Here is an 18,551-nt window from a genome sequence, read left to right as displayed (position 1 = left end):
ACCCGCCGTTTTTCTTCTTACTTAGTAATACGACCCTGAGCATCCTTCAGCGCGGCATCGACAGTCTGGCGACCGCTTGCAGCGTTGATGACGGCGGTACGGGTGGCGTACCAGAACGCGGCCATCTGTGGGATGTTCGGCATGATTTCGCCTTTCTGAGCGTTATCCATGGTTGCCGCGATGCGTGGATCTTTTGCCAGCTGATCCTGGAAGGATTTCAGCGCCACGGCGCCGAGCGGTTTGTCCTTGTTCACTTCACCCAGACCCTGATCGGTCAGCAGGTAGTTTTCCAGGAACTCTTTCGCCAGCTCTTTGTTCGGGCTGGCGGCGTTGATGCCCGCGCTCAGCACGCCCACGAACGGTTTAGACGGCTTGCCGTTGAAGGTTGGCAGCAGGGTCACGCCGTAGTTGATTTTGCTCTTGTCGATATTGGTCCAGGCCCACGGACCGTTGATGGTCATCGCGGTTTCGCCTTTGTTGAACGCCGCTTCCGCGATGGAGTAGTCGGTATCCGCGTTCATGTGTTTGTTCTTAATCAGGTCAACCAGGAAGGTCAGGCCTTTTTTCGCGCCCGCGTTGTCCACGCCCACGTCTTTCACGTCATATTTGCCGTTTTCAAACTTGAACGCGTAGCCGCCGTCGGCAGCAATCAGCGGCCAGGTGAAGTACGGCTCTTGCAGGTTGAACATCAGGGCGGATTTACCTTTCGCCTTCAGCTCTTTATCCAGTTTCGGGATCTCTTCCCAGGTTTTTGGTGGGTTTGGCACCAGGTCTTTGTTGTAAATCAGAGACAGGGCTTCAACCGCGATTGGGTAGGCGATCAGCTTGCCGTTATAGCGAACGGCGTCCCAGGTGAACGGGAACAGTTTGTCCTGGAAAGCTTTGTCTGGCGTGACTTCAGCCAGCAGGCCAGACTGTGCGTAACCGCCGAAACGGTCGTGTGCCCAGAAGATGATGTCCGGGCCGTCGCCGGTTGCTGCAACCTGCGGGAATTTCTCTTCCAGTTTGTCCGGGTGCTCTACGGTGACTTTGATACCGGTGTCTTTCTCGAATTTTTTGCCCACTTCGGCCAGGCCGTTATAGCCTTTGTCGCCGTTAATCCAGATAACCAGCTTGCCTTCTTCAATTTTGGCGAGCGCTGGGGCGGAAACCATCATTGCTGCAAGGGCGGACAATGCGAAAACGCGTGCGCCAGTCTTGATATTCATATCTGCCATCCTTTTTGGTGATGTGCTCGTGGATACATAAGGTGGTTCAACGTGACTCAGTCTCCTTATTTGACATCCTCTTTCCATCCTCCCAACCCCTACGCCCCMCCCCCCGTTTGTGTGATCTCCGTTGCATAAATTTAAGTTATGAGTGCTGGCGCACATAAAAACCCACCGAATTTTGCAGGCGGCTTCACGAATTTCGCCTCAGCCCCCCGGCTGCGGTCGCAGAGCCTGTTCTCTCATCCTCCCGCCTCCTCCCCCATAAAAAAGGCGGGGGGTGGAGGATTCACGAAAGTAATGGATACCCCATAGTGAACTTATCTTGAATGTTTCTGTCGGTGACAGGTTGTAACGAAGGGAGAAGGGCATGGCGAGCGTACAGCTGCGTAATGTAACGAAAGCCTGGGGCGACGTAGTGGTGTCGAAAGACATCAATCTGGACATCACTGAAGGCGAGTTTGTGGTGTTTGTCGGCCCATCAGGCTGTGGTAAATCAACTCTGCTGCGTATGATTGCCGGTCTTGAAACTATCACCAGTGGCGACCTGCTAATCGGTGATACCCGAATGAACGACATCCCGCCAGCCGAACGCGGCGTAGGCATGGTGTTCCAGTCTTATGCGCTTTATCCCCATCTTTCCGTTGCCGAGAACATGTCCTTTGGCCTGAAGCTGGCCGGGGCGAAAAAAGAGGTCATTAACCAGCGCGTCACGCAGGTGGCTGAAGTGTTGCAGCTGGCGCACCTGCTGGAGCGTAAACCGAAAGCGCTTTCCGGCGGTCAGCGTCAGCGCGTGGCGATTGGCCGTACGCTGGTGGCCGAGCCGCGCGTGTTCCTGCTCGATGAACCTCTCTCTAACCTGGATGCCGCCCTGCGCGTCCAGATGCGTATTGAAATCTCCCGTCTGCACAAGCGCCTTGGCCGCACGATGATTTACGTCACCCACGATCAGGTCGAAGCGATGACCCTCGCCGACAAAATTGTGGTGCTGGACGCCGGTCGCGTGGCGCAGGTGGGCAAACCGCTGGAGCTGTATCACTACCCGGCAGACCGCTTTGTTGCGGGCTTCATTGGCTCGCCAAAGATGAACTTCCTGCCCGTCAAAGTGACGGCGACAGCCATTGAACAGGTACAGGTGGAGCTGCCAAACCGCCAGCAGGTCTGGCTGCCGGTCGACAGCGCCAACGTACAGGTCGGGGCAAATATGTCCCTCGGTATCCGTCCTGAGCATCTACTGCCAAGCCACATTGCGGATGTGACGCTGGAAGGTGAAGTTCAGGTGGTCGAACAGCTTGGTCACGAAACACAGATTCATATCCAGATCCCCGCCATCCGTCAGAACCTGGTCTACCGCCAGAATGACGTGGTGTTGGTAGAAGAGGGTGCCACATTCGCTATCGGCTTGCCGCCAGAGCGTTGCCATCTGTTCCGTGAGGATGGCACCGCATGTCGTCGGCTGCACAAAGAGCCAGGCGTTTAAGCAATCCCAAAAGAAGACACGAAACCGACAGGTGAAGTGTTCAAAGAAAAGCAATGATCTCAGGAGATAGAATGATGATTACTCTGCGCAAACAAGTCCCTCTGGCGGTCGCCATTGCGGCAGGCATCCTGTCTGCCCAGGCTGGCGCCGTGGACTTTAAAGGTTATGCTCGTTCCGGCATTGGCTGGACCGGGAGTGGCGGTGCCCAGCAGTGCTTCCAGGCAACGGGTGCTCAAAGTAAATACCGTCTGGGTAACGAATGTGAAACCTATGCGGAATTGAAGCTGGGCCAGGAAGTGTGGAAAGAGGGCGATAAGAGCTTCTATTTCGACACTAACGTCGCGTATTCCGTTGCGCAGCAGAATGACTGGGAAGCCACTGATCCGGCCTTCCGTGAAGCCAACGTGCAGGGTAAAAACCTGATTGAATGGCTGCCAGGGTCCACCATCTGGGCCGGTAAGCGCTTCTATCAGCGTCATGACGTCCACATGATCGACTTCTACTATTGGGATATTTCAGGTCCAGGTGCAGGTATTGAAAACATCGATCTGGGCTTCGGTAAACTCTCTCTGGCAGCCAGCCGCTCCACTGAAGCAGGCGGTTCTTCTACCTTCGCCAGCAACAACATCCGTGACTACACCACCGACACCGCGAACGACGTGTTTGACGTGCGTTTAGCGCAGATGGAAGTCAACCCGGGCGGTACGCTGGAGCTGGGCGTTGACTACGGTCACACCAACGTTAACGATGATTACTACCTGCAGCCAAAAGCTTCGAAAGATGGCTGGATGTTCACCGCAGAACATACCCAGAGCATGCTGAAGGGCTTCAACAAGTTCGTTGTTCAGTACGCAACGGACTCTATGACCTCCCAGGGTAAAGGTCTGAACCAGGGCGCGGGCATTGGTCTTGGCAATGACGATTCCGATGGCAAACTGTACGGATACGGCATCAACAACAACGGTAGCCTGCTGCGTATCCTTGACCACGGTGCAATCTCCCTGGGCGACAGCTGGGACCTGATGTACGTCGGTATGTATCAGGATATCGACTGGGATAACAACAACGGCACCAAGTGGTGGACCGTCGGCGTGCGTCCTATGTACAAATGGACGCCAATCATGAGCACCCTGCTGGAAGTAGGCTACGACAACGTCAAATCTCAGAAAACTGACGAAACCAACAACCAGTACAAAATTACCCTGGCACAACAGTGGCAGGCTGGCGACAGCATCTGGTCTCGTCCTGCAATCCGTGTCTTCGCAACCTACGCCAAGTGGGATGAGAAGTGGGGTTATGACACTTCCGGTAGCCCGATCTCTACGAGTTCCAACTATAACTCCAACTTCGGTATGCAGACTGCAGGCCTTGGCCGCGGCGACACTGACGAGTGGAGCTTCGGTGCCCAGATGGAAATCTGGTGGTAATTCGCAAGACCTGACGTAATGACCTGAAAGAGGGGCGTAAGCCCCTCTCTCCTTAGGGCCCTGCGCGCTATTGCCTGGCCACCGCAGAGCTGATGCTATCAGAGGTAATAACAATGAAAATGAAGAAAAGTCTCGTCGCGCTGTACCTCTCTGCGGGGCTGCTGGCCAGCGTGCCGGCGCTAACGTTCGCAGAAGTGAATTTTGTTCCTCAGAATACGTCCACGGCGCCTTCCGTTCCGACGGCAGCGCTGCAGCAGCTGACCTGGACACCGGTTGATCAATCCAAAACGCAGTCCACACAGCTTTCCACGGGCGGGCAACAGCTGAATGTGCCCGGCATTTCCGGCCCGGTTGCTGCCTACAGCGTTCCGGCCAATATTGGCGAGCTGACCCTGACGCTGACCAGTGAAGTGAATAAACAGACCAGCGTATTTGCGCCGAACGTGCTGATCCTCGACCAGAACATGACGCCATCTGCCTTTTTCCCGAGCGAGTATTTTACCTATCAGGAGCCCGGCGTGATGAGCGCGGACCGGCTTCAGGGCGTGATGCGTCTGACGCCAGCGCTGGGTCAGCAAAAAATCTACGTGCTGGTATTCACCACCGATAAAGATTTGCAGCAAACCACCAGGTTAGTAGATCCGGCAAAAGCGTACGCAAAAGGTACCGGCAATGCGGTGCCGGATATTCCCGACCCGATTGCCCGCCACGCAACGGACGGTCTGGTGAAGTTAAAAGTCTCCACCAATAGCGCTTCCAGCGTGCTGGTTGGTCCGCTGTTTGGTTCGTCTGGTCCGGGGCCGGTCACCGTCGGTAATACCGCCGCTCCAGCCTATGCCGCGCCAGTTGCCGCAGCGCCAGCCGCAGCGCCAGCCCCGGCGAAGAAAGCCGAGCCCGTACTGAACGACACCGAAGAGTACTTCAACAACGCCATTAAGCAGGCGGTGAAGCGCGGCGATGTCGATAAAGCGCTGAAACTGCTTGATGAAGCCGAACGTTTAGGTTCAACCACTGCCCGTTCCACCTTTATCAGCAGTGTAAAAGGCAAGGGGTAACTGTTCCCCACAGTGCTGATTTGTTAGTAGTTTAGTGCGCCTGAGTGGGCGCACTTTTTTTCGTATTCGCCAGGCTGTTGCGCCCATGTTGCGATAGTGATCGTTAAATAACGTTTGGCCCCCCCTCATTGCCCGTTTCTGCGATACAATGCCATTACGTTATGTATCGGAGAGTCTGGCATGTCACACCCCGCGCTAACGCAACTGCGTGCGCTGCGCTATTTCGACCAAATACCTGCGCTTGATCCGCAGCAGCTGGACTGGTTGCTGCTGGAAGATTCCATGACAAAACGTTTTGAGCAACAGGGTAAAACGGTCACGGTAACCCTGATACAGGAAGGGTTTGTCTCCGGCGATGAGATCGCCAGCGAGCTGCCGCTGTTGCCGCAAGAGGAACGCTACTGGCTGCGTGAAATTTTGCTCTGTGCCGATGGCGAACCCTGGCTTGCCGGGCGGACGGTGGTGCCCGAATCTACCCTATCCGGGCCTGAGCTGGCGCTGCAGCGGCTGGGGAAAACGCCGCTGGGACGTTATCTTTTCACCTCATCTGAGCTGACCAGGGATTTCATTGAAATTGGGCGTGATGCCGAACTGTGGGGGCGCCGTTCCCGCCTTCGCCTGAGCGGTAAGCCGTTAATCCTGACGGAGCTATTTTTACCGGCATCACCGTTGTACTAAGAGGAAGAAAAAATGGAGTGGACCCTGACGCAGAATAAGCTGTTGGCGTATCACCGCTTAATGCGTACCGATAAACCCATTGGCGCGTTGCTGCTGCTGTGGCCGACCTTATGGGCGCTGTGGGTGGCCACGCCGGGCATGCCGCCGCTGTGGATCCTGGGCGTATTCGTTGCCGGCGTCTGGCTGATGCGCGCGGCGGGCTGCGTGGTGAATGACTATGCCGATCGTAAATTTGACGGCCACGTAAAGCGCACTGCCAACCGCCCGCTACCCAGCGGCCAGGTGACCGGGAAAGAAGCACGCGTACTGTTCATCGTTCTGGTGCTGCTCTCTTTCCTGCTGGTATTAACCCTGAACACCATGACGATTCTGCTGTCCGTCGCGGCGCTCGCACTGGCCTGGGTTTATCCCTTTATGAAGCGCTACACCCATCTGCCTCAGGTGGTGCTGGGGGCGGCGTTTGGCTGGTCGATTCCGATGGCGTTTGCGGCAGTTAGTGAGTCCTTACCGCTTAGCTGCTGGCTGATGTTCCTGGCGAACATCCTCTGGGCCGTAGCGTATGACACGCAATATGCGATGGTTGACCGCGACGATGACCTGAAAATTGGCATTAAATCCACGGCCATTCTCTTTGGACGCCAGGACAAACTTATCATTGGCATTCTGCAGGTTGCGGTACTGGCGCTGATGGTCGCGATTGCGCGCCTGAACGGACTGAACTGGGAATTTTACTGGTCGATACTGGTAGCAGGGCTGCTGTTTGCCTACCAGCAGAAGCTGATTGCAAAACGCGAACGCGAAGCCTGCTTTAAAGCGTTTATGAACAATAACTATGTCGGTCTGGTGCTGTTTTTAGGCCTGGTCATGAGCTATTTTTCCTGATTGACGCGCGGTCATGCCCTGCCGGGTATGGCCGCATCGTTACCCGGCATTACCGCCCTCACAAATTTAAACCATCGTTTCATAAATTCGCGCTTTTGTGAGGCGCTTCACCTACGCTTCTCCCGGGCTAGTCTATTTTCTAAGCGTAAAAAAATAAAACACTGTTTTAACGCTGACATCGCTACCCTGGAGCTGACTCAATGAATACGACCCTCAAGCCGTTACTGGCCGCGCTGTGCCTGTCTGCTTTTGCCTGCACCGTTTCTGCCCAAACCATCAAAGCCGCCGATGTGCATCCTGAAGGCTACCCGAACGTGGTCGCGGTTCAGCACATGGGTGAAAAACTCAAACAACAAACCGACGGCAAGCTGGAGATTAAGGTCTTCCCCGGCGGCGTGCTGGGGGATGAAAAGCAGATGATTGAGCAGGCGCAGATGGGGGCGATTGACATGATCCGCGTCTCCATGGCGCCGGTTGCCGCCATCCTGCCGGATATCGAAGTCTTCACCCTGCCGTACGTTTTCCGCGATGAGGATCATATGCATAAAGTGATCGACGGGGATATCGGCAAGCAGATCGGCGACAAGCTGACCGCGAACCCGAAATCCCGCCTGGTGTTCCTCGGCTGGATGGATTCCGGCACCCGCAACCTGATCACCAAAGAGCCGATCGTCAAACCTGAAGATCTGAAAGGGAAGAAAATCCGCGTGCAGGGCAGCCCGGTGGCACTCGCCACGCTGAAGGACATGGGGGCGAACTCGGTGGCGATGGGCGTTAGCGAGGTTTACAGCGGCATGCAGACCGGCGTGATCGACGGCGCGGAGAATAACCCGCCCACCTTTATCGCCCACAACTACATGCCGGTTGCTAAAAACTACACCCTCAGCGGCCACTTTATCACCCCGGAAATGCTGCTCTATTCAAAAGTGAAATGGGACAAGCTGAGCGCTGATGAACAGCAAAAAATCCTGACCCTGGCCCGTGAAGCGCAGTTCGAACAGCGCAAGCTGTGGAATGCGTATAACGACCAGGCGCTGGCGAAAATGAAGGCGGGCGGCGTGCAGTTCCACGATATCGATAAGACGGTATTCATCAAGGCCACAGAGCCGGTGCGCGCCCAGTATGGCGACAAGCATCAGGATCTGATGAAAGCCATCGCTGACGTCCAGTAATACGGAGCACGTATGTCCGAACTCTACCTGAAGTGGATGGACCGTCTGTACCTGCTCGCCATGGCGGTGGCGGGTGTCTCGCTGCTGGTGATGACGATTGTCATCCCCATCGGCATCTTCTCACGCTACGTGCTCAACCGCGGCGAATCCTGGCCGGAGCCCGTCGCCATTATCTGCATGGTAACGTTCACCTTCATCGGCGCGGCGGTGAGCTACCGTGCCGGTTCGCACATTGCGGTCAATATGCTCACCGACCGTCTGCCCGCGTCGCTGCAAAAGCTGTGTTCACGTGTGGTTGATCTGCTGATGCTGCTGATTTCCGGTCTGATGTTCTGGTACAGCTACTGGCTGTGCGTCGAGCTCTGGGAGCAACCGGTGGCGGAGTTCCCGATCCTGACTTCCGGCGAAAGCTACCTGCCGCTGCCGATCGGGTCGGCGATTTTGATTCTGTTTGTGCTTGAACGCCTGCTGTTTGGCGCGCAGGAAAACCGTCCGGTCGTGCTGATCGGCAATCACAGTTAAGGGGTGAACAATGGATGCTTTTGTTTTGTTATTCACCCTCGCCATTTTGCTGGCGCTGGGGATGCCGGTGGCCTTCGCCGTGGGGCTGAGCGCCGTGGCAGGTGCGCTGTGGATTGATTTACCGCTGGAGGCGCTGATGATCCAGATCACCAGTGGGGTGAACAAATTTACCCTGCTGGCGATCCCGTTCTTCATCCTCGCAGGAGCGATCATGGCGGAAGGGGGCATTGCCCGACGGCTGGTTAACTTCGCCTATGTGTTTGTCGGCTTTATCCGCGGCGGGCTGTCGCTGGTGAACATCGTCGCCTCGACGTTCTTCGGCGCGATTTCAGGCTCGTCGGTGGCGGATACAGCGTCCATCGGCAGCGTGATGATCCCGGAGATGGAGAAGAAGGGCTATCCGCGCGAATACGCGGCGGCGGTCACGGCGAGCGGGTCGGTGCAGGCGATTCTGATCCCGCCCAGCCACAACTCGGTGATTTATTCCCTGGCGGCGGGGGGAACGGTCTCCATCGCCACGCTGTTTATCGCGGGCGTATTGCCGGGCCTGCTGCTGGGCGTGAGCCTGATGGTGCTCTGCCTGTGCTTCGCCCGCAAACGCGGCTACCCGAAGGGGGATAAAATCCCGTTCAGACTGGCGCTGAAAATCATGCTCGATGCCCTGTGGGGGCTGATGACGGTGGTGATTATCCTCGGCGGGATCTTGTCCGGGATTTTTACTGCCACCGAATCTGCCGCCGTGGCCTGCCTGTGGGCGTTTTTCGTCACCATGTTTATCTACCGCGACTACAAATGGAGCGAACTGCCGAAGCTGATGTGCCGCACGGTGAAAACCGTCACCATCGTGATGATTTTAATCGGCTTTGCCGCGGCGTTTGGCGCGGTGATGACCTACATGCAGCTGCCGATGCGCATCACCGAGTTTTTCACGTCGCTCTCTGATAATAAGTACGTGATCCTGATGTATCTCAACATCATGCTGCTGCTGATCGGCACGCTGATGGACATGGCGCCGATCATCCTGATCCTGACGCCGGTGCTGCTGCCGGTGACCAACGCGCTGGGGATCGACCCGGTGCACTTCGGGATGATCATGATGGTTAACCTGGGGATCGGGCTGATCACCCCGCCGGTCGGATCGGTGCTGTTTGTGGCGAGCGCGGTGAGTAAGCAGAAGATTGAAACCGTGGTGCGGGCGATGCTGCCATTTTACGGCATCCTGCTGGTGGTGCTGGGGATGGTGACGTATATCCCGGCGATATCATTGTGGCTGCCGAGGATGTTAGGGATGCAGTAACGCCGTTTTTTGCCGGGTGGCGGCTGCGCCTTACCCGGCCTACGGTTCAGAGTTGTTATTGGCCCGGTAAGGCGTAGCCGCCACCGGGCGTTTTTATTTCCGCCGTAATAACCTCAACGCGTTCGCCGTGACCAGCACCGTCGCCCCGGTGTCCGCCAGCACCGCCAGCCACAGGCCAGTCATGCCGAGCAGCGTGGTGACGAGAAATATCCCCTTCAGACCCAGCGCAATGCCGATGTTCTGGCGAATATTGGCGCGCGTCGCCCGCGCCAGGCTAATCATCTGCGCCAGCCCGGTCAGACGGTTATGCGTCAGCGCCGCATCCGCCGTCTCCAGCGCTACGTCGGTGCCGCTGCCCATCGCAATACCGAGGGTGGCGGCCTTCATCGCCGGGGCATCGTTAATTCCGTCACCGACCATCGCCAGCGGCGCGCGGCTGTTCAGTTCGGTTACCGCGCTGACCTTGTCCGCAGGCAGTAATCCGGCCTTAAACGCCAGCCCAAGCTCGTCGGCAATCGCAGCCGCCGCGCGCGGGTTATCGCCGGTGAGGATCACGCCCTGTACGCCCAACTGATGCAGCGCCGCCACGGCGTCTTTGGCGTCATCGCGCAGAGTGTCGCGTAGTGCCAGCATGCCCTTCGACACGCCGTCCTGCATCACGGCAACGACCGTCTGCCCGGCCTGTTCTAACGCCTCAACCTGTGGATGAGAGAACGCGCCTGCCGCAACAATCAGCACCTTTTTGCCGTCGACGACGGCCTCAATCCCTGACCCGACCAGCGCCCGTTGGGCGGTTGCCGAAGGGATAGCCAGCCCGCGTCTCTGCGCTTCACGCACTATCGCCTGCGCCAGCGGGTGAGTGGAGCCCTGCTCAACGGCGGCGGCCATTATCAGCAGTTCGTCTTCACTGATGTCCTGCGGATAGATGCCGGTGACCTGCGGCTTGCCAACCGTCAGCGTGCCGGTTTTATCGAAGGCGATGTGCTGAACCTGGCTCAGCTGTTCCAGCGCCGCGCCGCCCTTAATCAGCGCCCCGCGACGTGCCGCCGCCGCCAGCCCCGAGGTAATCGCCGCGGGCGTAGAGATCACCAGCGCGCACGGGCAGCCAATCAGCAGCAGGGTCAGCCCTTTATAAATCCAGCCCTCCCACGGCGCGCCGAAGAACAGCGGTGGAACGACGGTGACCAGCAGGGCGACCAGCATGATGGCGGGGGTGTAAATCCGGCTGAAGCGGTCAATAAAGCGTTCGACCGGCGCGCGGCGCTCCTCGGCTTCTTCAATCAGCTTCAGGATACGGTCGATGGCGCTGTCGCCCGGCTCGGACAGGACTTTGAGCTGCACCAGGCGGTCGACGCTGGTGGCACCGGCAGGGACTTTTTCACCTGCCGCACGCGCCACCGGAATGGATTCCCCGGTCAGGGCGCTTTCGTCAAAGCTCGCGGTGGCGGTAACGAGAGCCCCATCGGCAGGCAGACGCCCACCCGCGGCGACTTCAATCACGTCGCCCGGTCGCAGCGTGTTGATGGCGACCGTTTCACGTTTGCCTTCATTAACCCGCGTGGCGGTTTCTGGCTTCAGCGCCATCAGCGCGCTCACCCCTTTGCGCGCCCGGCTCGCTGCCCAGCCCTCAAGCCGCTCGCCGATCAGGAACAGCAGCAGCACCATCGCCGCTTCCGCCGTCGCGCCAATGAACAGCGCGCCAATGGCCGCCACGCTCATCAACGTTTCAATGGCAAACCAGCTGCCGCTTCTCATCAGGCGCAGTGCCTGACGGGCAATCGGGAACAGCCCGACCAGGGTAGTGGCAATAAACGCCAGGTTACCGAACGGGTGGTTAATCTGCTCCAGACCCCAGCTCAGGGCCATCATGATGATGAGCGTGATAAGGGGCAGGTTTTCTTTCAGGGGAGAGGTTTTTTCGGCAGGCGCCGTTTCGCTGCGCAGGGTATAGCCCGCCTTGCTGACGGCGGCTTCAACCTGTTTGCTGACGTCGTTATCGGCACTAACCAGCAGCTTTTCGGTGGCGAACAGGACCTGAGCGTGGTTCACGCCCGGTACCTGCCTCACCGCGTTTTCCACTTTGCGGGCGCAGGCCGCGCAGTCCATGCCGTTGACGACCCAGCTGTAGCGGTTGCCGTTTTCAGGCAGCGCGTCGACCTGTGTTTCGCACGCGCCCTCGCAGCAGCAGTCGTCTTTCGGCGGAACCGGGCTGAGCTTAAGCGCCGAGAATTGTGGGACTTTTTTTGGAATTTCTGGAGTCGACATGGCAGTCTCCGGTAATGATAATTTTCTCATTAACCGCAGCATACACTCTGGAGTCGACTCCAGAGTCAAGCGTTATTTAGATATACAATGAACGCACGATCAGGAAGTGCCCGGCAAAGTAACAGGCGGACGAAATCGCATTATCCGCGCGGAAGCGGCGGCGATAGTGGCTGCCCAGCCAGACGATATTACCGATTAACAGCAGCGCCGCGCCGAAGAACGCGGACATCGCCTGAGATGTCGGGCGGAAGAACCATAGTTCACCGGCCAGCCACACCATCACCAGCGTCATGACGATAAACGTGCATACCGGCAGACGCATCTCTTCCAGACGCGACCAGATCACCGCAATCAGCAGCGCGCCAATCACCAGCAGCACCAGCGGTAGCGGCCAGAAGAAGGAGAGCGTCATCTGGCTGGCAAAGTAGATGGTATACAGCAGATGGGAGAGGAAAAATGCCCCCACGGCATACAGCAGGCGCTGACGCGGCAGCAGGGTTAAGGCATCACCAATCAGGGAGGCACACAGCCCGGCGAGCACCAGATAGCTGATGGCGTTAAACATCGGAGCCTGCCAGGCGAGCAGCAGAAGCAACAGCAGCGTGACGGGTTTAAACAACCAGCGCTGCCAGGCTGGACCGCGATAGGACGCATCGACATAAAGCCATGCGGAAAAACAGACAGCGATAAATGACCAAAGCATATTAACTCCCTGTAACTGTTGAGGCTGAATAATCAGTTTCTGATCCAGTGTAGTGACGCGAGCGGGCGTTTGGCAATGCCGGGGCAGGCGAGGTATCCTGAATTCCGCATAATCTGATGGGATGTTTCAATGAGCAAGATGCCGCTGTTTTTCATTATCGTGGTGGCGATTATCGTCATTGCCGCCTCGTTTCGCTTCGTGCAGCAGCGCCGCGAAAAGGCGGACAACGACGCCGCGCCGCTGATGCAAAAGCGCGTAGTGGTGGCGAACAAACGCGAGAAACCGCTTAACGACCGCCGCTCTCGCCAGCAGCAGGTGACGCCTGCGGGCACCGGCATGCGCTATGAAGCCAGCTTTAAGCCGGAAACCGGCGGTCTGGAGATGACCTTCCGCCTGGAGGCGCAGCAGTACCATCAGCTGACGGTGGGAGAGAAAGGCACGCTGAGCTATAAAGGGTCGCGTTTTGTAGGTTTTAGGGCTGAATAATGCGCGATCGGTCCCCTCTCCCGTGGGAGAGGGTTAGGGTGAGGGCATCACACCGCACCTTACTTCTTCACCTGCGCCTTAAACTTCTTCATCCACACCAGCAGTTCAAACACGCCGAAAATAAACACCCGCAGCTGCTGCCAGCCGGTCATCGGCGGGCCATCTTTCGGCAGGCCGTTTTTCAGCATCACCATCTGCAGGGCGTGCATGAACGAGGTGAAAATCAGCGCCACGTTAACGAAGATGTTCAACGGGCGCGGGAACGGGTGCACCAGATTCAAAATCAAAAATGCCCAGACGCCCAGCATCAGCAAGCGCCCCAGGTTAATCAGTACCGGCATCGGATCCTCCTTGTGCCTGACGGTGATACAGACGATAAGCCACCTGGCCTGCGACCTTCTCGCGGTGCAGATCCCAGTGAACGGGAACGGGTGGCAGGCCGTTTTCCACTTCGCTTTCTACATAAATCAGCGCGTCATCCGCCAGCCAGCCATTGTGCTCCAGCAGGGATAACGTCTCTTCCAGCAACCCCTTGCGGAACGGCGGGTCGACAAAGACCACGTTATGCGGCGTACCCTGCTGCGCGAGGAAACTCAGCGTATTGGTGTTGACCACTTTCGCATTCGTCGCCTTCAGCGTCGCCAGATTTTGCTGCAGCGTCTGCGCAACGCCGCGCTCCATCTCCAGCAGCGTGGCGCTGGCGGCGTAGCGCGACAGCGCTTCCAGCCCTAAGGCACCGCTTCCGGCGAAGCAGTCCAGGCAGTGGGCGTCTACCATTGATGGGGCAAGCCAGTTAAACAGCGTCTCGCGAACGCGGTCGGTTGTAGGGCGTAAACCGGGGCTGTCCGGCACCGGTAATTTCCGGCCTCGCCACTGGCCGCCGATAATGCGAATTTGACCGGCCGGGGCGCGGGTGGGTTTCTTCATCTCTGGAAAGCTCTGTTAACCATAGCCCTGCGATTGCGGGCGGTGATGTCAATTAAGTAAAGTGTTAGACTATTTCATCATTTTTTTAGCTTCCCTGTATATAGCGCCGCGAGGAGTGTAGTCGCAGATGGCAAAACAAAAAAAACGTGGCTTCTTTTCCTGGTTGGGTTTCGGTGAAAAAGAGCAAGAAACAGAACAGAAAACCGAAGAGCAACAGGTTGTAGAAGAGCAGTCACAGCCTGAAACGCCTGTCGAAACCGCTGCGGTTGTCGAAGCGGAAGAACCAGCGCACAGCAAAGAAGAGATTGAATCCTTTGCTGAAGAGGTGGTTGAGGTCACTGAGCAGGTTCAGGAGAGCGAGAAGCCAGAGCCGGTTATCGTAGAAACCCTTACCGAAGCGCCGCAGGCCGCTATCGAACACGAAACGCTGCCGCTGCCCGAAGAGGTTAAAGCTGAAGAGGTTTCTGCCGAAGAGTGGCAGGCTGAAGCGGAAACCGTTGAAATCGTTGAGGCGGTGGAAGAAGAGGCGGCACTTGAGCCAGAGCTGACCGACGAAGAGCTGGAAGCTCAGGCGTTGGCGGCGGAAGCGGCTGAAGAAGCGGTAATCGTCGTGCCGGTGGAAGAGCAGGCCGAAGAAGAGATCGTTCAGGAGCAGGAAAAACCGACCAAAGAAGGTTTCTTCGCGCGCCTGAAGCGCAGCCTGCTCAAAACCAAAGAAAACTTAGGTTCCGGATTTATCAGTCTTTTCCGCGGCAAGAAGATCGACGACGATCTGTTTGAAGAGCTGGAAGAGCAGCTGCTGATTGCGGACGTGGGCGTGGAAACTACCCGTAAGATCATCGCCAACCTGACCGAAGGGGCGAGCCGCAAACAGCTGCGCGACGCCGAGGCGCTGTACGGCCTGCTGAAAGACGAGATGGGTGAAATTCTCGCAAAAGTTGACGAACCGCTTAATATTGAAGGCAAAACGCCATTTGTTATTCTGATGGTTGGCGTTAACGGCGTGGGTAAAACCACCACCATCGGCAAGCTGGCGCGCCAGTTTGAGCAGCAGGGCAAATCGGTGATGCTGGCGGCGGGCGATACCTTCCGTGCGGCAGCGGTTGAGCAGCTCCAGGTGTGGGGCCAGCGCAACAACATTCCGGTGATTGCCCAGCACACCGGCGCAGATTCCGCATCCGTGATTTTCGATGCCATCCAGGCGGCGAAGTCGCGCAACGTGGACGTACTGATTGCCGACACCGCAGGGCGTTTGCAAAACAAATCGCACCTGATGGAAGAGCTGAAGAAAATCGTTCGCGTCATGAAGAAGCTGGACGAAGATGCACCGCATGAAATTATGCTGACTATCGACGCCAGCACCGGACAGAACGCCATTAGCCAGGCGAAGCTGTTCCATGAAGCGGTAGGGCTGACGGGGATCACGCTGACCAAACTGGACGGCACCGCGAAAGGCGGGGTGATCTTCTCCGTGGCCGACCAGTTCGGCATTCCTATCCGCTACATCGGTGTGGGCGAGCGTATTGAGGATTTGCGTCCGTTTAAGGCGGACGACTTTATTGAGGCATTATTTGCCCGAGAGGACTAACAATGATTCGCTTTGAACACGTCAGCAAGGCCTATCTCGGTGGGAGACAAGCGCTGCAGGGGGTGACGTTCCACCTGCAGCCAGGCGAGATGGCATTCCTGACCGGCCATTCCGGCGCGGGGAAAAGTACCCTGCTCAAGCTTATCTGTGGGATCGAACGGCCAAGCGCCGGGAAAATCTGGTTCAGCGGCCACGAAATTAGCCGTCTGAAAAACCGTGAAGTGCCGTTTCTGCGTCGTCAGATCGGCATGATTTTCCAGGATCACCACCTGCTGATGGATCGCACCGTTTTCGATAACGTGGCGATCCCGCTGATTATTGCCGGCGCCAGCTATGACGATATCCGCCGTCGCGTCTCTGCGGCGCTGGACAAGGTCGGGCTGCTGGACAAAGCGAAGAACTTCCCGATCCAGCTTTCCGGCGGTGAACAGCAGCGTGTGGGCATCGCCCGCGCGGTGGTGAACAAGCCTGCCGTACTGCTGGCGGATGAACCGACCGGTAACCTGGACGATGCCCTGTCCGAAGGGATTTTGCGTCTGTTTGAGGAATTCAACCGCGTAGGGGTAACGGTACTGATGGCGACGCACGACATGGGGCTGATTTCCCGTCGTTCGTACCGCATGCTGACCCTGAGCGACGGGCATTTGCACGGAGGCCACGGTGAACAAGCGTGATGCAATGAACCAGATTCGGCAGTTCGGGAACCGGTTCGACCGTTTCCGTAAGCCGCAGGGCGGCGGTGACGGCAATCGTAATGCGCCTAAGCGCCAGAAAGCGGCGCCGAAACCGGTCTCCCGCAAGACCAACGTGTTTAACGAACAGGTGCGCTACGCCTTCCACGGCGCGCTGCAGGACCTGAAAAGCAAACCGCTGGCGACGTTCCTGACGGTGATGGTGATTGCCATCTCCCTGACCCTGCCAAGCGTCTGCTACATGGTCTATAAGAACGTCAACCAGGCGGCGTCGCAGTATTACCCGTCACCGCAGATCACCGTTTATCTGGATAAAGCGCTCGACGATAACGCGGCGGCGCAGGTGGTCGGGCAAATCCAGGCCGAGCAGGGCGTGGAGAAGGTGAATTATCTCTCCCGTGAAGAAGCGTTGGGCGAGTTCCGTAACTGGTCAGGCTTTGGCGGCGCGCTGGACATGCTGGAAGAGAACCCGTTGCCCGCCGTGGCGGTGGTGATCCCGAAGCTGGATTTCCAGGGTACCGATTCGCTCAACACCCTGCGCGACCGCATCACACGCATCAACGGGATTGATGAAGTGCGCATGGACGACAGCTGGTTTGCCCGTCTTGCGGCGCTGACCGGGCTGGTGGGGCGCGTGTCGGCGATGATCGGCGTGCTGATGGTGGCGGCGGTGTTCCTCGTCATCGGTAACAGCGTGCGTCTGAGCATCTTTGCGCGTCGCGATACCATCAACGTGCAAAAACTGATTGGCGCAACAGATGGTTTCATCCTGCGTCCGTTCCTCTACGGTGGCGCACTGCTCGGTTTCTCCGGCGCATTTCTTTCACTGATATTGTCAGAAATTTTGGTGATGCGGCTTTCGTCTGCCGTCACAGAAGTGGCGCAGGTTTTCGGAACTAAGTTTGATATCAGTGGCTTAGGCTTTGATGAATGCCTGCTGTTGCTGCTGGTGTGCTCCATGATCGGCTGGATTGCCGCATGGCTGGCAACGGTTCAACATTTACGCCACTTTACTCCCGACTAATAAAAGCGTGATATAATCTTTCCCTGCACCGAGATGTTCGCTCTGCAGGGAAAGCGTCCCTGTTGTCTCTTCCCCTGTTATCATCTCCATGTCACATTTTGTGCGTAATTTATTCACCGTTGCACCTGGAACTTGTGGATAAAATCACTGTCTGATAAAAGAGTGAATGCTAATCTCGTTGCTCAAACGCTTTGGCATGGTTGTTGCCTGACGGGGACAGCCTGGACCAGAAGAAACATTGAGAGGAATGAATGACCAAAGAAATGCAAACTTTAGCTTTAGCCCCTGTTGGTAACCTGGAATCTTACATCCGGGCTGCGAACACCTGGCCGATGTTAACGGCCGAGGAAGAAAAGGAGCTTGCTGAAAAGCTGCATTACCAGGGCGATCTGGAAGCAGCGAAAAAGCTGATCCTGTCTCACCTGCGCTTTGTTGTTCACATTGCTCGTAACTATGCGGGCTATGGCCTGCCGCAGGCGGACTTGATTCAGGAAGGTAACATCGGCCTGATGAAGGCTGTACGTCGCTTTAACCCGGAAGTGGGCGTGCGACTGGTCTCCTTCGCCGTACACTGGATCAAAGCAGAAATTCATGAATACGTGCTGCGCAACTGGCGTATCGTGAAAGTCGCCACGACAAAAGCGCAACGTAAGCTGTTCTTCAACCTGCGTAAAACCAAGCAGCGTCTGGGCTGGTTCAATCAGGATGAAGTGGAAATGGTGGCGCGCGAGCTGGGTGTATCCAGCAAAGACGTCCGTGAGATGGAATCCCGTATGGCCGCGCAGGACATGACCTTTGATATGTCCTCCGACGACGACGCATCTGACAGCCAGCCGATGGCACCGGTTCTGTACCTGCAGGATAAAACCTCTAACTTTGCCGACGGCATTGAAGAGGACAACTGGGAAGATCAGGCCGCGAACAAGCTGACCCATGCGATGGAAGGCCTCGACGAGCGTAGCCAGGACATTATCCGCGCCCGCTGGCTGGACGAAGACAACAAGTCCACGCTGCAGGAGCTGGCCGACCGCTACGGCGTTTCTGCGGAACGTGTCCGTCAGCTTGAAAAGAACGCCATGAAAAAACTTCGCGCCGCTATCGAAGCGTAATTACCGCGAAGTACACCGAGAGCCCTCGAATGCAAA

18 protein-coding genes are annotated in these 18,551 nt (G+C 57.1%); 13 read left to right on the top strand and 5 right to left on the bottom strand.

Annotated features, from left to right (window positions below):
* Positions 1 to 17: 17 nt before the first annotated feature.
* The gene (gene malE, locus A6013_RS21040; RefSeq protein ID WP_032644952.1) at positions 18 to 1,208 is read right to left on the bottom strand and encodes a maltose/maltodextrin ABC transporter substrate-binding protein MalE; all 1,191 of its coding nucleotides are present in this window, start codon (positions 1,206 to 1,208) and stop codon (positions 18 to 20) included.
* Between the two features lie 370 nt (positions 1,209 to 1,578).
* On the opposite strand from malE, the gene malK reads away from it, so the two are divergent.
* From malK to A6013_RS21000, 8 genes are all read left to right on the top strand, one after another.
* On the top strand, positions 1,579 to 2,688 hold the full coding sequence (malK, locus tag A6013_RS21035) for a maltose/maltodextrin ABC transporter ATP-binding protein MalK (RefSeq protein WP_028015130.1): 1,110 nt from the start codon (positions 1,579 to 1,581) through the stop codon (positions 2,686 to 2,688).
* A gap of 71 nt (positions 2,689 to 2,759) precedes the next feature.
* A complete protein-coding gene (locus tag A6013_RS21030) occupies positions 2,760 to 4,115 on the top strand; it encodes a maltoporin (protein WP_047366843.1) in 1,356 nt (451 codons plus the stop codon).
* Positions 4,116 to 4,228: 113 nt separating this feature from the next.
* Positions 4,229 to 5,170 carry a maltose operon protein MalM gene (gene malM / locus A6013_RS21025; RefSeq protein ID WP_063155640.1) on the top strand — a complete coding sequence of 314 codons (942 nt, stop codon included), beginning with the start codon at positions 4,229 to 4,231 and terminating at the stop codon, positions 5,168 to 5,170.
* A 180-nt stretch (positions 5,171 to 5,350) separates the two neighbouring features.
* Positions 5,351 to 5,848 (top strand): chorismate lyase, encoded by a 498-nt coding sequence (ubiC, locus tag A6013_RS21020; protein WP_014882105.1) that lies wholly within the window; start codon positions 5,351 to 5,353, stop codon positions 5,846 to 5,848.
* Positions 5,849 to 5,860: 12 nt separating this feature from the next.
* Positions 5,861 to 6,730: a 4-hydroxybenzoate octaprenyltransferase gene (gene ubiA, locus A6013_RS21015; protein WP_028015133.1), complete on the top strand. Its 870-nt coding sequence runs from the start codon at positions 5,861 to 5,863 to the stop codon at positions 6,728 to 6,730.
* 200 nt (positions 6,731 to 6,930) lie between these two features.
* Positions 6,931 to 7,902: a TRAP transporter substrate-binding protein gene (locus A6013_RS21010; protein WP_028015134.1), complete on the top strand. Its 972-nt coding sequence runs from the start codon at positions 6,931 to 6,933 to the stop codon at positions 7,900 to 7,902.
* A gap of 12 nt (positions 7,903 to 7,914) precedes the next feature.
* Positions 7,915 to 8,424, top strand: coding sequence for a TRAP transporter small permease (locus tag A6013_RS21005; RefSeq protein ID WP_069733693.1), 510 nt, complete (start codon positions 7,915 to 7,917; stop codon positions 8,422 to 8,424).
* 10 nt (positions 8,425 to 8,434) lie between these two features.
* Positions 8,435 to 9,721 carry a TRAP transporter large permease gene (locus A6013_RS21000; RefSeq protein WP_069733692.1) on the top strand — a complete coding sequence of 429 codons (1,287 nt, stop codon included), beginning with the start codon at positions 8,435 to 8,437 and terminating at the stop codon, positions 9,719 to 9,721.
* Between the two features lie 93 nt (positions 9,722 to 9,814).
* On the opposite strand, the gene zntA is transcribed toward A6013_RS21000, so the two are convergent.
* Both zntA and A6013_RS20990 read right to left on the bottom strand, forming a co-directional pair.
* Positions 9,815 to 11,986 carry a Zn(II)/Cd(II)/Pb(II) translocating P-type ATPase ZntA gene (gene zntA / locus A6013_RS20995; RefSeq protein WP_069733691.1) on the bottom strand — a complete coding sequence of 724 codons (2,172 nt, stop codon included), beginning with the start codon at positions 11,984 to 11,986 and terminating at the stop codon, positions 9,815 to 9,817.
* 76 nt (positions 11,987 to 12,062) lie between these two features.
* Positions 12,063 to 12,689, bottom strand: coding sequence for a lysoplasmalogenase (locus A6013_RS20990; RefSeq protein WP_069733690.1), 627 nt, complete (start codon positions 12,687 to 12,689; stop codon positions 12,063 to 12,065).
* 129 nt (positions 12,690 to 12,818) lie between these two features.
* Here A6013_RS20990 and A6013_RS20985 point away from each other — a divergent pair, with 129 nt between their 5' ends.
* Positions 12,819 to 13,175: a DUF2500 domain-containing protein gene (locus A6013_RS20985; protein WP_028015139.1), complete on the top strand. Its 357-nt coding sequence runs from the start codon at positions 12,819 to 12,821 to the stop codon at positions 13,173 to 13,175.
* Between the two features lie 59 nt (positions 13,176 to 13,234).
* On the opposite strand, the gene A6013_RS20980 is transcribed toward A6013_RS20985, so the two are convergent.
* Both A6013_RS20980 and rsmD read right to left on the bottom strand, forming a co-directional pair.
* On the bottom strand, positions 13,235 to 13,516 hold the full coding sequence (locus A6013_RS20980; protein ID WP_014882110.1) for a DUF1145 family protein: 282 nt from the start codon (positions 13,514 to 13,516) through the stop codon (positions 13,235 to 13,237).
* A complete protein-coding gene (rsmD, locus tag A6013_RS20975; RefSeq protein WP_028015140.1) occupies positions 13,500 to 14,102 on the bottom strand; it encodes a 16S rRNA (guanine(966)-N(2))-methyltransferase in 603 nt (200 codons plus the stop codon). Before rsmD ends, A6013_RS20980 begins: the two co-directional genes overlap by 17 nt.
* Positions 14,103 to 14,229: 127 nt before the next feature.
* On the opposite strand from rsmD, the gene ftsY reads away from it, so the two are divergent.
* From ftsY to rpoH, 4 genes are all read left to right on the top strand, one after another.
* Positions 14,230 to 15,690, top strand: a complete 1,461-nt coding sequence (ftsY, locus tag A6013_RS20970) for a signal recognition particle-docking protein FtsY (RefSeq protein ID WP_063943953.1) — start codon at positions 14,230 to 14,232, stop codon at positions 15,688 to 15,690.
* A gap of 2 nt (positions 15,691 to 15,692) precedes the next feature.
* Entirely contained in the window at positions 15,693 to 16,364 is a 672-nt protein-coding gene (ftsE, locus tag A6013_RS20965) for a cell division ATP-binding protein FtsE (protein ID WP_003861525.1), read from the top strand.
* Complete coding sequence (ftsX, locus tag A6013_RS20960; RefSeq protein ID WP_069733689.1) at positions 16,351 to 17,406, top strand: permease-like cell division protein FtsX; 1,056 nt, start codon at positions 16,351 to 16,353, stop codon at positions 17,404 to 17,406. Before ftsE ends, ftsX begins: the two co-directional genes overlap by 14 nt.
* A gap of 251 nt (positions 17,407 to 17,657) precedes the next feature.
* Positions 17,658 to 18,515, top strand: coding sequence for an RNA polymerase sigma factor RpoH (gene rpoH / locus A6013_RS20950; RefSeq protein ID WP_028015143.1), 858 nt, complete (start codon positions 17,658 to 17,660; stop codon positions 18,513 to 18,515).
* The last annotated feature ends 36 nt before the right edge of the window (positions 18,516 to 18,551 follow it).

Origin of the sequence: Enterobacter sp. IF2SW-B1 (genome assembly GCF_001743375.1) — a bacterium.
Lineage (GTDB): Bacteria > Pseudomonadota > Gammaproteobacteria > Enterobacterales > Enterobacteriaceae > Enterobacter > Enterobacter bugandensis.
Note: the sequence above shows the minus strand (reverse complement) of the source record. Positions and strands in the feature narration are given on the sequence as shown.

Bases quoted from the DNA above. Each gene is read 5' to 3' on its own strand.
- zntA (WP_069733691.1), bottom strand. From the start codon at position 11,986: ATGTCGACTCCAGAAATTCCAAAAAAAGTCCCACAATTCTCGGCGCTT.
- ftsY (WP_063943953.1), top strand. From the start codon at position 14,230: ATGGCAAAACAAAAAAAACGTGGCTTCTTTTCCTGGTTGGGTTTCGGT.
- A6013_RS21005 (WP_069733693.1), top strand. From the start codon at position 7,915: ATGTCCGAACTCTACCTGAAGTGGATGGACCGTCTGTACCTGCTCGCC.
- ubiA (WP_028015133.1), top strand. From the start codon at position 5,861: ATGGAGTGGACCCTGACGCAGAATAAGCTGTTGGCGTATCACCGCTTA.
- ftsE (WP_003861525.1), top strand. From the start codon at position 15,693: ATGATTCGCTTTGAACACGTCAGCAAGGCCTATCTCGGTGGGAGACAA.
- A6013_RS21010 (WP_028015134.1), top strand. From the start codon at position 6,931: ATGAATACGACCCTCAAGCCGTTACTGGCCGCGCTGTGCCTGTCTGCT.
- A6013_RS20990 (WP_069733690.1), bottom strand. From the start codon at position 12,689: ATGCTTTGGTCATTTATCGCTGTCTGTTTTTCCGCATGGCTTTATGTC.
- rpoH (WP_028015143.1), top strand. From the start codon at position 17,658: ATGACCAAAGAAATGCAAACTTTAGCTTTAGCCCCTGTTGGTAACCTG.
- A6013_RS21030 (WP_047366843.1), top strand. From the start codon at position 2,760: ATGATGATTACTCTGCGCAAACAAGTCCCTCTGGCGGTCGCCATTGCG.
- malM (WP_063155640.1), top strand. From the start codon at position 4,229: ATGAAAATGAAGAAAAGTCTCGTCGCGCTGTACCTCTCTGCGGGGCTG.
- malK (WP_028015130.1), top strand. From the start codon at position 1,579: ATGGCGAGCGTACAGCTGCGTAATGTAACGAAAGCCTGGGGCGACGTA.
- A6013_RS20980 (WP_014882110.1), bottom strand. From the start codon at position 13,516: ATGCCGGTACTGATTAACCTGGGGCGCTTGCTGATGCTGGGCGTCTGG.
- rsmD (WP_028015140.1), bottom strand. From the start codon at position 14,102: ATGAAGAAACCCACCCGCGCCCCGGCCGGTCAAATTCGCATTATCGGC.
- ubiC (WP_014882105.1), top strand. From the start codon at position 5,351: ATGTCACACCCCGCGCTAACGCAACTGCGTGCGCTGCGCTATTTCGAC.
- malE (WP_032644952.1), bottom strand. From the start codon at position 1,208: ATGAATATCAAGACTGGCGCACGCGTTTTCGCATTGTCCGCCCTTGCA.
- A6013_RS21000 (WP_069733692.1), top strand. From the start codon at position 8,435: ATGGATGCTTTTGTTTTGTTATTCACCCTCGCCATTTTGCTGGCGCTG.
- A6013_RS20985 (WP_028015139.1), top strand. From the start codon at position 12,819: ATGAGCAAGATGCCGCTGTTTTTCATTATCGTGGTGGCGATTATCGTC.